The sequence below is a fragment of the Streptomyces graminofaciens genome (assembly GCF_030294945.1).
In the GTDB taxonomy this organism is placed as follows: domain Bacteria; phylum Actinomycetota; class Actinomycetes; order Streptomycetales; family Streptomycetaceae; genus Streptomyces; species Streptomyces graminofaciens.
Genome location: NZ_AP018448.1, coordinates 8640453 through 8654607 on the forward strand (window position 1 = coordinate 8640453; position 14155 = coordinate 8654607).

Consider the following 14155-nt stretch of genomic DNA (forward strand, 5'->3'; position numbering starts at 1 on the left):
TCCCCGCGGTGCTTTGGCGTTGCTTGTCGGCCGTCCTTTTTCGGACCATCGAGGAGCCCACGCATCATGGCGAACCGCCAGCAGCCCACGTCCATGCCGGTCCACAAGTACGGGCAGTACGAGCAGGTCGACATCCCCGACCGCACGTGGCCGAACAACCGGATCACCGCCGCCCCCCGCTGGCTCTCCACCGACCTGCGCGACGGCAACCAGTCCCTGATCGACCCGATGTCGCCCGAGCGCAAGCGCCGGATGTTCGACCAACTGGTCAAGATGGGCTACAAGGAGATCGAGGTCGGCTTCCCGGCCTCCGGCCAGACCGACTTCGACTTCGTACGGTCGATCATCGAAGAGCCCGGCGCCATCCCCGACGACGTCACCATCTCCGTACTGACCCAGGCCCGTGAGGACCTGATCGAGCGGACCGTGGAGTCGCTGAAGGGCGCCAAGCGGGCGACCGTCCACCTGTACAACGCCACCGCCCCCGTCTTCCGCCGCGTCGTCTTCCGCGGCTCCAAGGACGACATCAAGCAGATCGCCGTCGACGGCACCCGCCTGGTGATGGAGTACGCGGAGAAGCTGCTGGGCCCGGAGACCGAGTTCGGCTACCAGTACAGCCCGGAGATCTTCACCGACACCGAGCTGGACTTCGCCCTGGAGGTCTGCGAGGCGGTGATGGACGTCTACCAGCCCGGCCCGGGCCGCGAGATCATCCTCAACCTGCCCGCCACGGTGGAGCGATCGACGCCCTCGACGCACGCGGACCGCTTCGAGTGGATGGGCCGCAACATCTCCCGCCGCGAGCACGTCGTCATCTCCGTCCACCCGCACAACGACCGCGGTACGGCCGTCGCGGCGGCCGAGCTGGCGCTGATGGCCGGCGCCGACCGCGTCGAGGGCTGCCTGTTCGGGCAGGGCGAGCGCACCGGCAACGTCGACCTGGTCACCCTGGGCATGAACCTGTTCTCCCAGGGAGTCGACCCGCAGATCGACTTCTCCGACATCGACGAGATCCGTCGTACGTGGGAGTACTGCAACCAGATGGAGGTCCACCCGCGCCACCCGTACGTGGGCGACCTGGTCTACACGTCCTTCTCCGGCTCCCACCAGGACGCCATCAAGAAGGGCTTCGACGCCATGGAGGCGTCCGCCGCGGAGCAGGGCAAGACGGTCGACGACATCGAGTGGGCCGTGCCGTACCTGCCGATCGACCCCAAGGACGTAGGCCGCTCCTACGAGGCCGTCATCCGCGTCAACTCGCAGTCCGGCAAGGGCGGTATCGCGTACGTCCTGAAGAACGACCACAAGCTGGACCTGCCGCGCCGGATGCAGATCGAGTTCTCGAAGCTCATCCAGGCGAAGACGGACGCCGAGGGCGGCGAGGTCACCGGCGGTGACATCTGGGCGGTCTTCCAGGACGAGTACCTGCCGAACCCCGAGAACCCGTGGGGCCGTATCCAGGTCCTGAGCGGCCAGTCGACCACCGACAAGGACGGCGTGGACACGCTGACCGTCGAAGCCGAGGTCGACGGCGCCGAGACCACTCTGGTCGGCACCGGCAACGGCCCGATCTCGGCCTTCTTCCACGCGCTGCAGGGCATCGGTATTGACGCCCGCCTGCTGGACTACACCGAGCACACGATGAGCGAGGGCGCCTCCGCACAGGCCGCCTCCTACATCGAGGTCGCCATCGAGGACAAGGTCCTGTGGGGCATCGGCATCGACGCCAACACGACGCGTGCCTCGCTGAAGGCGGTCGTCTCGGCGGTGAACCGGGCGGCGCGCTAGGCCAAGGGTTGAGGAATTCCGAGGAATCCCGAGGAATCCCGGGGATCCCCGTCCACCCGTCCGGGTGGACGGGGATCCGTCGTTAACCGGCCATTCGTTCGCCCCATCACGAACGGGTCTCGCCTGGGTGCTGACTCCGCCTCGCCGATGTGGCTAACATCACGCAAGCAGCGGCGATGTTGCCGTGGCGTAACGGAGGTGCGACGTGCTGCCAGGACGGGGACCAAACGGCCGTGCCGCCGGCCTTTCGCGCGTCATGGGCACCCGTGTGGCGTGGACCCCGGTGGGCGACGGCGAGTTCTTCTGCCCCGGCTGCGGAGGCGACCGCAACTATCAGCGACTCACCGGCCGCCGCCGCTTCACCCTCCTCGGCGTCCCCGTGCTGCCGCGCGGCGAGACCGGCCCGGTCGTGGAGTGCGCGGCCTGCCGGCGCCACTACGGCACGGAGGTCCTCGGCCACCCGACCACCGTCCGCTTCTCGGCGATGCTCCGCGACGCCGTCCACACCGTCGCGCTGGCCGTCCTGGCCGCCGGCGGCGCCTGCTCCCGTACGGCCCTGACGGTGGCCGCCGGGGCCGTCCGCAACGCCGGCTTCGACGACTGCACGGAGGACCAGCTCAGCGCCCTGGTCGAGGCCCTCGCCGCCGACACCGGCCGCATCCAGGGGGAGCCGTGCGGCGCCGGGCTCGCCATAGAGCTCCACGAGGCCCTGGACCCGCTCGCCCCGCACCTCGCGCCCACCGGCCGCGAGGCGATCCTCCTCCAGGGCGCCCGCATCGCCCTGGCCGACGGGCCGTACACCCCCGCCGAGCGTGACGTCCTGGCGATCGTGGGCGCGGCGCTGACGATCGGTGCGGACGAGGTGACCCGGCTGCTCGCGGCGGCCCGGACGCCGTCGTAGCGCCGTCGCCGTTACTCCCACGGGAGTAATCGGTTCTGCTTGTCGCCCCGGGCAGTACGGATCAACTCGCCCTCAGGCGCGACGTATCGGCCCTCCGCCGCCGGGAGTCTGGTGAACGTCCCAGACATCCAGCGAGGAGGGGGGACCCCGCCATGGGGCCCGTAGAGCCCGGAAGTCCTACTCGGACGAGTACCGCCGCCCGTCGCCGAACCGTGCCCTGGCTGGTGCTCGGGCTGTGGGTGGTGCTGCTCGCCGTCGTCGCGCCCTTCGCGGCGAAGCTGTCCGATGTGCAGCACGACCGTGCCGTCGACTACCTCCCGGCGAGCGCCGACTCCACCCAAGTGGCGAAGATCCAGGAGCAGTTGCCCGGCGGCGAGACCACCGAGCTGGTGCTCGTCTACCACCGGGACGGCGGGCTCACGGCGGCGGACGAGAAGGCCGCGGCCGACCAGGTCGCCGCGATCGCCGACCGGCACCGGCTGGTCGCCGAACCGCGGGGGGTTCCGTCGAAGGACGGGACCACGCTCATGTACCCGGTCGCCAGTACCGAGCCCGGCACGGACGAGAAGAAGCGGGACGCGCTCGTCGACGACGTACGCGAAGTCGCCCGCAGCGAGGGCGGGTTGACCGTCGAGGTCGGCGGCTCCGGGGCCCTCGCCACCGACGCGAGCAAGGTGTACGAGTCGCTCGGCGGGCCCCTGCTGTACACGACCGTCGCAGTCGTCGCCGTCCTGCTGATCCTCATCTACCGCAGCCCGGTGCTGTGGCTGGTCCCGCTCGTCGTCGCCGGGATCGCCGACTACATGTCCATGGGTGCCGCGTACGGCCTCAACCAGGCCTTCGGGACGACCGTCTCCGGGCAGAGCTCCGGTGTGATGACCATCCTCGTCTTCGGCGCGGGCACGGACTACGCCCTGCTGCTCGTCTCCCGCTACCGCGAGGAACTCCGGCGCGTGGAACGGCCGTACGACGCCATGAAAGTCGCCCTGCGCGGCTGCGGGCCCGCCGTGCTCGCCTCCTCCGGGACGGTCGCCGCCGGGCTGCTGTGCCTGCTCGCCGCCGACCTCAACAGCAGCCGGGGCATGGGCCCGCTCGGCACGCTCGGGGTGCTGTGCGCGCTCGTCGCCATGCTGACCCTGCTGCCCGCGCTCCTCGTCCTGCTGGGCCGGCGCGTGTTCTGGCCGCTCGTCCCGGCGTTCGGCAGCGCGCCGAAGCAGCGGCGGAGCCTGTTCTCCGCGATGGGCAGCTCCGCCGGGCGGCGGCCGCTGGCCGTGCTCGCGGGCGGGGCCGTCCTGCTCGGCGCCCTAGCGCTCGGCGCGTTCAACCTGCCCGGCTCGCTCAAGCAGGAGGACTCCTTCGTCGACAAGCCCGAGGCCGTCGCGGCGATGGAGAGCCTGGCGAAGGCGTTCCCCGAGCAGAGCACCCAGCCGATCAGCGTGATCGCGCCGACCGGGCGGGCGGAGGCCGCCCTCGCCACCATCCGGGAGAACGACGGGGTCGCCACCGCCGAGTCCGGGCGCAGCGGGGACGGCTGGACCGAGATCACCGTCACCGCGAAGAGCGCCCCGCAGTCGGCCGCCGAGACCGCGACCATCAAATCTTTGCGTGAGGAGCTGAAGGGTTCGTACGTCGGCGGGCCGAGCGCCGAGCAGCTCGACCTGCGGGACACCAACGACCGGGACCGGCTCGTCGTCGTACCGATCGTGCTGCTGTCGGTGTTCCTCATCCTCGTGGCGCTGCTGCGCAGCCTGGTCGCGCCGCTGCTGCTCGTCGTCGCCGTGGTCGCGGTGTGGGGGGCCGCGCTCGGCATCGGCGGGCTCGTCTTCGGACCGGTGCTCGGCATCGAGGGCACCGACCCCGGGCTCGGACTGCTCTCCTTCGTCTTCCTCGTCGCCCTCGGCGTCGACTACGGCATCTTCCTCATGCACCGGATGCGCGAGGAGTGCCTGGGCGGGGCCGAACCGGGCGCCGCCGCGCTCACCGCGCTGCGCACGACGGGCGGGGTGATCGCCTCCGCCGGGCTCGTCCTGGCCGCGACCTTCGCCGTACTGCTCAACATGGGGCTCGTCCAGCTCGTCGAGCTGGGCTTCGTCATCGCGGTGGGCGTGCTGCTCGACACCTTCCTCGTCCGTACGTACCTCGTGACCAGCGCGAGTGTGGCGCTCGGGCGGAAGGTGTGGTGGCCGGGCCGGCTGTCGCGGGCGCCCGAGCCGCCGCCCGGGGAGACGCGGGTGCGGGAGCGCGCCGTTGTCGGCTGAGCGCCGCGAGAACCGCAGGGGTGCCCCGCCCTCCCGGAGGGGCACCCTTCTGACGGAGGATGAGGTCGTGGGGGCGATGGAGAGAGCCGGTTGGATGGCGGGGGCGGGCCGGTCGCGGCGGGGTCCGGGGTGGGGGTCGGGGCTAGGTCCGGAGATGAGGTCGGGTCCGGAGATGAGGTCGGGTCCGGGGGTGGGGTCGGGTCCGGGGGTGGGGTCGGGCCTCGCCGACAGGATCCGTACGGCGGCGGGGCGCGACGTGCTGCGGTACGACACCTGCCTGGCCGCCGTGCTGGCCGTCGCGGACTGCGTGATCGCCCTGTACGTCCCGGGGGACGGCCGCAGGCCCGACGGACTCGGCATGGCGCTGCTGCTCGCCGTGCATGTGCCGCTCGTGTGGCGGCGGCGCCGACCGATGCTCGCGCTCTGGGTACTGGTGGTCCTGGTCGCCCCGTACCACGCGCTCGACAACAACCACCCCGCCGCCGTCGCACCGGCCATGGTGGCGCTCTACTCGGTCGCGGTGGCCGGCACGGCCCGCCGCACTCTCGTTGCCGGGACCGCGGTCGTCGGCGTGACGCTGGCGGTGAACGCGTTGTTCACGCCCCACCAGATCCCGGAGTTCCTCCGTATCTCCGGCTGGATCGTCTCCGTACTGATCTTCGGCGTATACGTCCGCATCCATCGCCAGTACGTCGCCTCCGTCCTCGAACGCGCCGAGCGCGCGGAACGCACCCGCGAGGAGGAGGCCCGCCGCCGGGTGGCCGAGGAACGGTTGCGGATCGCCCGTGACCTGCACGATCTGCTCGCGCACAGCATCACCCTGGTCGGCGTCCAGACGTCCGTCGCCGCGCACGTCCTGGCCGCCGACCCCGACCGCCTCGACCGGGCGGCCGTCGCCAAGGCGCTGGACGACATCGCCGAGACCTGCCGTACCGCCCGCGGCGAACTGCGCGGCACGCTGGAGGTGTTGCGGGAGGGTGAGCGGGGTGGTGGCGGCATCGGGGCACGTGGCCCCCTGCCCGGTCTGGACGGCGTCCCCGACCTGGTGGGCGCGGCCCGGGCGGCCGGGGCGCGGGTCGAGGTCGAGGTGACGGTGGACGACGTACCGCCCGGGGTGGGCGCCGCCGCGTACCGGATCGTGCAGGAGGCGCTGACCAACGCGGTTCGGCACGGGGGAGAGGGCGTGGGGATACGGGTGTGGTTGCGGGGCGGGGGAGGGGTGTTGCGGGTGGCGGTGCTGGACGACGGGGCGGGTGCCGCCGGCCAGGTGGACGCGGAAGGGTCCTCCGGCTGGGATTCCTCCGGCTCGGATTCCTCCGGCTCCGGTTTCTCCGGCTCTGGTTCCTCCGGCTTCGGGCTGGTCGGTATGCGTGAGCGGGCGCGGAGTGTGGGTGGCACGGTGGACGCCGGGCCTCGGGCGGAGGGTGGGTTCGGGGTGGAGGCGGTCTTGCCGTTGGGGACGGGGGAGGGGTGGACGCGATGACGGGCATGGGCAAGAGCGTGGGCATGGGCATGGGTGACGTGGGCGTCGGTGCCGACGAACGCATTCGCGTACTCCTCGCCGACGATCAGACCCTTGTACGCGCCGCCTTCGCCATGCTCGTGGAGTCGGCGCGGGACATGGAGGTCGTCGGGCAGGCGGGGAGCGGACGGGAGGCGGTGGAGCTGGCGCGCAGCGCGCGGGCCGATCTGGTCGTCATGGATCTGCGGATGCCCGACCTCGACGGCATCGAGGCGACCCGGCTGATCGCGGCGGACGAGGATCTCGCGGGCGTACGGGTTCTCGTCCTCACCACGTACGACACCGACGAGCATGTGGTGGAGGCCCTGCGGGCCGGGGCGTCCGGGTTTCTGGTGAAGGACACGAAGCCGGCGGAACTCCTGGACGCGATCCGTACGGTGGCTGCCGGTGACGCTCTGCTCTCGCCCGGTCCCACGGCCCGGCTGATCGCCCGGTTGCTGCGGGCCCCCGCCGTGCCGGTGGGGTCGTCGGAGGCCGGGCCGGACGGTCTGTCCGACCGGGAGAAGCAGGTCCTGACGCTGGTGGCGCGCGGCCTGAACAACACCGAGATCGCGGAGACGTTGGGGTTGAGCCCGCTCACCGCGAAGACGCATGTCAGCCGGATCATGGGCAAGCTGGGGGTACGGGATCGGGCGCAGTTGGTGATCGTGGGGTATGAGTCGGGGTTGGTGACGCCGGGGGAGGCCGGGGCGGGCGGCTGATGGCGGGCCGGCAGGGCGGTGTTGCCGGGCGCGTGGGGTGTGTTGGCGGGTGCGGGTTGTGGTGGGTTGCTCGCGCAGTTCCTCGCGCCCCTGAAAAGCCGGGCTGCGCCCCGGGATTTCAGGGGCGCGGTGCGGCGGGGCGGGAAAGGCCACCCCTCACAGCAGACCCGCCCTCGCCAAAAACTTGCCCACCCCCTCGATCTCCCCGTCGGACAACCCCACCTGAGGCTCCGCCGTCACCGGGCACGCGATCACCCCCCGCAGATACAACGCCGCCTTGAACGCGCCCAACGCCGACGAGCTACCGCCCATACGCCCCGTCTGCGCCCCGAGCCTCACCATGCCGAACAGCTCACACAACCGCTCCTGTTCGGCCCGAGCCCGCTCCCAGTCCCCGGCCCGGCAAAGTCGGTGCAGGCGTACGTACCCGGCAGGGTCCACGTTCGCCAGACCCGGCACCGCCCCGTCCGCCCCCATCGCCAACGCCGCGTCCACGACCAGCTCGGACCCGGTGAGGACGGTGAATCCGGTGACGCCCGCGTCGGTACGCGCACCCGTGACGACCGCTCGGAACCCGGCCAGGTCGCCGCTGGAGTCCTTCAGCCCGGCCAGCGCCCTCTCCGCCGCCAGCTCCAGTACCACCTCCGCGCTCAGCTTGCTGTGGACGGAGACAGGGATGTCGTACGCGAAGACGGGGACGGGTGAACGGGACGCGAGCAGGCGGAAGTGGCGGGCGATCTCGGCGGGGTGGGTGCTGGTGTAGAAGGGGGCCGTCGCGACGACGGCGTTCGCGCCGGCCTCCGTCACCGACCTGACGTGGTCCAGGACCCTTGGCGTCGTCATGTCGATCACCCCGGCCAGCACCGGCAGTTGCCCCGCCACATGAGCGCCCACCGTCTCGACGACCCGGCGCCGCCGCGCGTCCGTCAGATACGCCGCCTCCGACGACGAACCGAGGACGAACAGCGCCGACACGCCACTGCCCACCAGATGGTCGACCAGGCGCACCAGCGACGGCACATCCACCTCGCCCTCCGGTGTCAGCGGGGTGCAGACGGGCGGGACGACACCGGTCAGCGGGGCGGCGAGGACGGTCATGCGGGCTCCCTGGAAGTTCCGTACGTCGTTACCGGGTATCTCGTTGTAAGCCTTCCCCGGCCATGGCGTTGATCCCGGGCGCGCTCGACCCGTGGCAGCGGAACCGGGCCGACCATCGGGGTCGGGTCGCGCGATCCGCGTCGGGTCCCAGGTGCTGTTGTAGTCGTAACCGGTAATAGCGGTTACCGTTCCGTTCTACCCATTGCCGCCGCCGGTGTCCTTCGTGGATACCTCAGCTCCACTTCCGCGGGATCGGGCCACGGCCCGCACGGGAGTCTCGTGCCCGGTAGCGTGTCCGCCCGACAGCCTCACTTCCTCGGGAAACGAAGTTCGGGATGCACATCCTGGAAGACCCCTCGGAACTCTCCGCCCGCGCCAGGGACTTCCTCCATCGCTCGGGGCGACGCCAGCGCCCTTCGCGGTTCGAGGTCCCGATCGAACTCTGGCGGGCACGCGACCGCCACGGCGTCCTCGTCCCCGCCCCCATGGACCTCGTCGTCCGATGCGAGGGATTCGAGCGGAGATTCGGCGGCCTCCGCTACGAGGTACGCCGCAGCCTGGTCGTGGACGGCGAGCGGTGGGAGCGGGCCTACGGCTGGGAGTACGACCACATGGGCGTCGACACGCGGGCGTGGCAGGACCCCGGCGGCGAGGGCTGGTACTTCGAATGGATCGGCGAGCGGGTGTCGAAGCCCTGCCGCGACTTGCTCCACACCGACGGAAGCGTGGGCACCGACGTCGACGGCGGCAGCCCCTACCTCCGGGTCGCCCCCTCGATCCCGCACCTGATCGAGTCCCACGCCCTCACCGACGGCGTCGCGACCTGGCGGCCCTGGCCCATGGGAGGTGCCGTCGCCCGGGCGGTGGAACTCCTCGACGGCCTGCGCGAGGTGCCCGAGGCCTCCTGGGATTCCTCGCGCTGGCGGCTGTCGGAGACGATCGCCGTCAGGGACTACGACAGCTGGCACCGGGAGCGGCCGAGCCGTCACGTGTGTGTCTGGTCCCGTGACGAGACCGGTCACCGTCAGGTGCGGGACGCCTTGGACTCCAGCTCGGTGCCGTCGGCTGGGAGATGACGGAACCGCTGTCCAGCCACGCGTTCTCCCGCCGACCACCGAACCTTTCGGATCCCTCGTTCCTCCGCGCGTACGAGCGATCGAAGGGGCGCGAGAAGCGCGACGGGCGCGCCTGCGCAGGGCGCGCGCGGCCGAAGCACCCGGCGTCGAGGCGCTCGTCTCCGCCTGCGACGCCTGCGACGCCTGCGATGCCTGCGATGCCTGCGACGCCCGCGACGCCCGCGACGCCTGCGAAGTGCCGGACGCGCACGCTCAGCCCTGCCTACGCTCAGCCCATGACCGACCCCTGGAACCCGACCGACCCCGGCGTACTGCGGCTGCCCTCCGGCCGACTGGTGCGCGGCCGGGGCCTCAGAAACCCGCTGCCGGACGGCCCGCCCCCCACATACGCCGTCCACCTGCTCGGCAAGCAGCCGCCCGAAGTTCCCTGGGAGTCCCACTGGTTGCGCTGGCCCGACTTCCGACTGCCCGCCGACCGGGCGCGGGCCGCGGAGGTCTTCCGGGACGCCTGGAAGCGGACCGACAGCGACCGCGTCGAGTTCGCCTGCGGCGGCGGCCGCGGCCGCACCGGAACGGCCCTGGCCTGTCTGGCGGTTCTGGACGGCGTACCGCCGGAGGAGGCGGTGGCGTACGTACGCAGGAACTACGACCGGCATGCGGTGGAGACGCCGTGGCAGCGGAGGTATGTGCGGGGCTTCCGGGACTACTGAGGATGCTGAATCGATTCCGCGTGATCCAGTCCTGATATTTCTGGGGTAATCCGAGGAAAGCGGTCCGTTGTCCGAGTTCGGACGGCACTATGAGGCTGATCACCCTGCCGACCTGGCCGGAACACGTCCACCGAACTCCGCACCTGAGGCTGCTCAGTGACGACACCGCAATCTCCGCCCACGCCACCGTCCCCGCCCTACCCGCCCGACACGTCCGGGCACAGCCGTACGACGATCCTCGCCGCCCTCATCACGGCGGCGGCGACCATCACGGGTGCGCTGATCACCACGATGGTGGTGATGGGCGCCGGGTCCGAGGCCGGTTCACGGCAGGCGGCCGCCGAGACACCGTCGTCGTCGGCGCAGTCGCCCACGCCCACGCCGTCCCCCACGCCCACGCCGTCGGGGTCGGCCGAGTCCATATCGACCCCGTCGGCCTCGGCCTCGGTGACGCGGGCGGAGGTCCAACCGGGCCGGCTGCCGACGGAGTTCTCCGGAGCCTGGGTCGGTACGGCCACGGAACTGGACAGCGACTCGGTCGACTCCTACCGCGTGCGGCTCGAACTGACCGGGGGTGACCTCGGGGGCGAAGTGGGCGAGATCCACTACGAGATGGCGGCGTCCGAGTGCCATGGAGTCGTCACCCTGACCGGGATGAACCCGGACAACGCGGCCGTCACGCTCGGCGAGTACATCGAGTCCGGCAACTGCGTCAAGGGCGGCCGGATCATCCTCACCGCTGAGCCGGACGGCGTGTTGGACTTCGCCTACACCGGGTTCAAGCGGGACGGCACCGAGCAGTCGGTGAGCGCGAGCCTGGAGAAGGTGCGCTGACCTCAGGGACGGCGTCCCCGGAAGCGGAGGCTGCCGCCCCGCTCGTGCACCTCCACCGACACGAAACAGACGACCGAGTCGTACGACGTGTCCGGCAGCGGCATGGCGGCGCCGTCCGTCAGCGAGTCGGCGGGCGACACGGTGATGCACAGCGCGTACGTGGCCCCCTCCTGGGCGCGCTCATCGGCCATCCGGCCCGCACCGGGCTGCCCCCCCCCGAGGCCCGTACCCGCACCGAGGCCGTACTCCTCGACGTCCTCCACCCGTCCCCGTCACCAGCGTCGCCGCCCCCGGAAAACGACGCGACGCCTCCGTCAGGGCCATGCCACCCTGACCCCCGTGACCGCGCCTGACACCACACCGCCCGACACCACCCCGCCCGACACCACCCCTTACGACACCACCCCGTACGACGCCGAACGCGCCGCCTTCTCCCGCGAGGCCCTCGCCCGCCTCGCCCTCTCCTCCGCCGCCGTGGGCACCGCCGGCGGTGCCCACGCGCTGGTGCCGACCCGCCACGACACGTACACCGGCCTCGGTGGCCGGGTCAGTGAGGCGGTGTATCTGACGCGGGCCGCGGAGGGGGTCCTGGTCCGGGCGGTGGTGTACGAGCGTGAACGCGGGGCGTCCTGGGCGGAGATCGCGCACTACCTGGGCGTCGGGGCGCAGGAGGCCGAGGAGCGGTTCGGCCCCGAACTCGACCGCTGGGCCGAGGCGTTCAGGACGCCGTACCGCCTCGATCCGACCGGCCGCAAACGCGTCCCGCAGCTCCCCACGGCGGCGTACGACCCCGTCTCCGTCGTCCGGTGGCTCGACCTCTGGGCGGGTTCGCACATCTCCGGGCAGGGCTGGTGCGCCGTGAGCGAGGGCCTGCCCGACCGCATCCCGCCAAAGGACGACGACCACACCCGCCGGCGCTCACGCCGCGGCCCCGACGACGTGGGCGGTACCGTCGCCCCCACCGGCCTGCGCCGCTTCCTGGAACACCTCTGGGACTACGTCGTCCGCGGCGACCACGTCGACACCGAGGTGATCGACTGGGACGCGCTCGCCCCCGCCCTCGGCACGACGTACGCGGAGTGCGCCCCGTACGAGCACACCCTCACCCTCGTCGGTCCCGCGCACGTCATAGACGTCCATCTCGCCCGGGAGGCGGGCGAGGACGAGGTCTCCGTGACCGTCACCGGCGCGGACTCGGGTGACCTGCGGATCCGTATCGACACCCTCATCGACGTGTTCGCGCCGGGCTCGGCGGAGCTCCTCTAACGGAGCGGGTCCGCCGGGCCGTAGAGGGCCGTCGGCGCGCCCGTCATCAGGGCCCAGTACCGGTCCCCGTACGACCAGTGCCACCACTCGGTGGGGTAGTTGACCAGCCCCGCCGTGCCGAGCGCGGCGGACAGGACGCGGCGGTTGTGGCGGGCCGTGTCGGAGATGTTCGGGGCGTCGGTGTAGCAGGCGAGGTCGCTCTCCTCGGGGCTCGCGTCGACCGCCGTCCCCATGTCGAGTTCCTCGCCCGTGGCCGTGCACAGGGTCAGGTCCACGGCGGCCCCGGCGACATGCGGGCCGATCTCCGGCGGGGAGAGGGAACGGCTGGTCTGGGTGCGCAGGTGCTCCTCGGACCAGTCGGGGTTGGCGCGCCGCAGCTCGGCGGCGTACGACTCGAAATAGTGGATCTGGAGGGAGAGCGGACGGTAGCCCTCGGTGACGAGGAGGCGCAGACCGTCGGGAAGCAGACGTGCGGCGCGGGCCAGCCGCCAGGCGACGCCCTCGCGGATCAGTGCGTAGGCACCCTCGGCGTCGGCCTGCCGGGGGTCCACCGTCACGAAGGGCAACTCCCGCAGATCGACGAGGGGTTCCTCGCAGTCCCGGACGGGGACGCGGGCGACCTCGGGGTCGTTCATCAGAATGATCGAGGGCATGCGGCGTCTTCCACGGGTTACACGGAGTGCACGGGGCCGGTGCGTGAGGGGTGCGTCGGGGGGCTGCGCGGCAGCACCCCGGGGAGGGACCTGATCCCCTGATGTCCCTCCCCGGGGGCTTCCCCCCTGGAGTGATGGTCTGTGTTCCGGAGGCGGACGTTCCCCCGGATCCGTTCTGGTGTCCACCGGCTCGACCCCCGTCCGTTCCGGTGGGCCGACCGGCCGGGCGGTGGTCGCCCGGCCGATCCGTTGTTCCCCCGAGAGCAACCAGACTCGTCCACTCCGCTGGAAGTTCTCTGCAAGTCCGCCGCAAGCGGATTCCAGCCGCCGTTGGCCGACCGGGGCAGCACCTCAAGCCGGCCGGGGCAGCACCTCAAGTCGTCGACGCGGGCGTGAGTCCGAGTCCCACCGCGGCCTCCTGGAGCGCTCCGACCAGCGTGGACGTCAGCGGCTCGGGGCCGGAGCGGGCGGCGCGCCACACCGCGGCGATCCGGCGGTGACCCGCGACCGGGACGGCCGGGAGCGCGACCGTCTCGGGCGGGGCGTCGGCGAGGGCGAGAGTCGGTACGACGGCCGCGCCGAGCCCGGCCCGCACCAGGGCCAGTACGGTCGGGAACTCCCGGCACTCGTGGACGCGGCGCGTGGTGAAGCCGTACTGCGCGGAGATCCGTTCCAGGGCGCGACCGCAGGCGGTGCCGGGCGGGCTCGCGACCCACGGGCGTTCGGCGAGATCCCGGACCGTGCGCGGCACGGGGGTCCAGTCGGCGGGCGTGACGACCCGGTACTCGTCGTCGGCCACGGCGGCGGAGTCCAGGTCCTTGCCCTGCCGGTCGGGGTCGGGCCCGTCGTCGCGGTCGTACTCGGCGACCAGCAGATCGAGCCCTCCGGTGCGCAGCTCGCGCAGCGCCTCGGCGCCCTCCAGTTCGACCACCCTCGGCTCCAGACCGGGGTGGGTGCGGGCAAGGGCGGCGAGCGCCGGGACCAGCAGATGGCAGACGGCGGAGGAGAACGCGGCGATCGTCACCGGGCCGGTCGAACGGCCGGACAGCAGCTCCAGTTCACGGCGGGCCTCGGCGAGTTCCTGCTCGATGCGCTCGGCGCGGGCGGCCAGCAGCCGTCCGGCGGGGGTGAGCCCGGCCCGGCGGCGGGAGCGGTCGATCAGCGGCCGGCCGACCTCCCGCTCCAGCTGGGCCAGATGCTGCGAGACCGCCGAGGGCGTCAGATGCAGCACCTTGGCCGCGTCGACCACACCGCCACGCAGGGCCACCGCACGCAGGACGCGCAGGCGCCGAGGGTCCAGTTCCATAAGTAGCACTGTAGTGCCGCTTCAGAAAATCTTGCTTGTAGT

Annotated in this window: 13 protein-coding genes; 9 read left to right on the forward strand and 4 right to left on the reverse strand. The window is 71.9% G+C overall.

All coding sequences use genetic code 11. The annotated features are described in order from the left end of the window. Positions 1–66 precede the first annotated feature (66 nt). The 5 genes from leuA (at position 67) to SGFS_RS38000 (ending at position 7170) form a co-directional block, all read left to right on the forward strand. Positions 67–1788, forward strand: a complete 1722-nt coding sequence (leuA, locus tag SGFS_RS37980; protein WP_286256722.1) for a 2-isopropylmalate synthase — start codon at positions 67–69, stop codon at positions 1786–1788. A 205-nt stretch (positions 1789–1993) separates the two neighbouring features. After that, positions 1994–2689: a TerB family tellurite resistance protein gene (locus tag SGFS_RS37985; protein WP_286256723.1), complete on the forward strand. Its 696-nt coding sequence runs from the start codon at positions 1994–1996 to the stop codon at positions 2687–2689. Positions 2690–2841: 152 nt separating this feature from the next. Then, positions 2842–4947 (forward strand): MMPL family transporter, encoded by a 2106-nt coding sequence (locus SGFS_RS37990; RefSeq protein ID WP_286256724.1) that lies wholly within the window; start codon positions 2842–2844, stop codon positions 4945–4947. Positions 4948–5119: 172 nt separating this feature from the next. Further along, positions 5120–6430 (forward strand): sensor histidine kinase, encoded by a 1311-nt coding sequence (locus tag SGFS_RS37995; RefSeq protein WP_286256725.1) that lies wholly within the window; start codon positions 5120–5122, stop codon positions 6428–6430. A 29-nt stretch (positions 6431–6459) separates the two neighbouring features. Then, positions 6460–7170, forward strand: a complete 711-nt coding sequence (locus SGFS_RS38000) for a response regulator (protein ID WP_286260270.1) — start codon at positions 6460–6462, stop codon at positions 7168–7170. Positions 7171–7326: 156 nt separating this feature from the next. Here SGFS_RS38000 and SGFS_RS38005 read toward each other — a convergent pair whose 3' ends face one another. Continuing rightward, entirely contained in the window at positions 7327–8268 is a 942-nt protein-coding gene (locus SGFS_RS38005; protein ID WP_286256726.1) for a dihydrodipicolinate synthase family protein, read from the reverse strand. Between the two features lie 335 nt (positions 8269–8603). On the opposite strand from SGFS_RS38005, the gene SGFS_RS38010 reads away from it, so the two are divergent. The 3 genes from SGFS_RS38010 to SGFS_RS38020 all read left to right on the forward strand — a co-directional run bounded on the left by SGFS_RS38010 (position 8604) and on the right by SGFS_RS38020 (position 10888). Next, the gene (locus SGFS_RS38010) at positions 8604–9344 is read left to right on the forward strand and encodes a hypothetical protein (protein WP_286256727.1); all 741 of its coding nucleotides are present in this window, start codon (positions 8604–8606) and stop codon (positions 9342–9344) included. Positions 9345–9619: 275 nt separating this feature from the next. Next, positions 9620–10054: a protein-tyrosine phosphatase family protein gene (locus tag SGFS_RS38015; RefSeq protein WP_286256728.1), complete on the forward strand. Its 435-nt coding sequence runs from the start codon at positions 9620–9622 to the stop codon at positions 10052–10054. A gap of 156 nt (positions 10055–10210) precedes the next feature. Beyond that, complete coding sequence (locus tag SGFS_RS38020; RefSeq protein ID WP_286256729.1) at positions 10211–10888, forward strand: hypothetical protein; 678 nt, start codon at positions 10211–10213, stop codon at positions 10886–10888. A 2-nt stretch (positions 10889–10890) separates the two neighbouring features. On the opposite strand, the gene SGFS_RS38025 is transcribed toward SGFS_RS38020, so the two are convergent. Next, positions 10891–11151: a hypothetical protein gene (locus SGFS_RS38025; RefSeq protein WP_286256730.1), complete on the reverse strand. Its 261-nt coding sequence runs from the start codon at positions 11149–11151 to the stop codon at positions 10891–10893. A gap of 76 nt (positions 11152–11227) precedes the next feature. Here SGFS_RS38025 and SGFS_RS38030 point away from each other — a divergent pair, with 76 nt between their 5' ends. Then, complete coding sequence (locus tag SGFS_RS38030) at positions 11228–12154, forward strand: hypothetical protein (RefSeq protein WP_286256731.1); 927 nt, start codon at positions 11228–11230, stop codon at positions 12152–12154. Here SGFS_RS38030 and SGFS_RS38035 read toward each other — a convergent pair. Both SGFS_RS38035 and SGFS_RS38040 read right to left on the reverse strand, forming a co-directional pair. After that, entirely contained in the window at positions 12151–12807 is a 657-nt protein-coding gene (locus tag SGFS_RS38035) for a M15 family metallopeptidase (RefSeq protein ID WP_286256732.1), read from the reverse strand. The two genes, SGFS_RS38030 and SGFS_RS38035, sit on opposite strands and share 4 nt — an antisense overlap. Before the next feature lie 373 nt (positions 12808–13180). Further along, complete coding sequence (locus tag SGFS_RS38040; protein WP_286256733.1) at positions 13181–14113, reverse strand: LysR family transcriptional regulator; 933 nt, start codon at positions 14111–14113, stop codon at positions 13181–13183. Between the last annotated feature and the right edge of the window lie 42 nt (positions 14114–14155).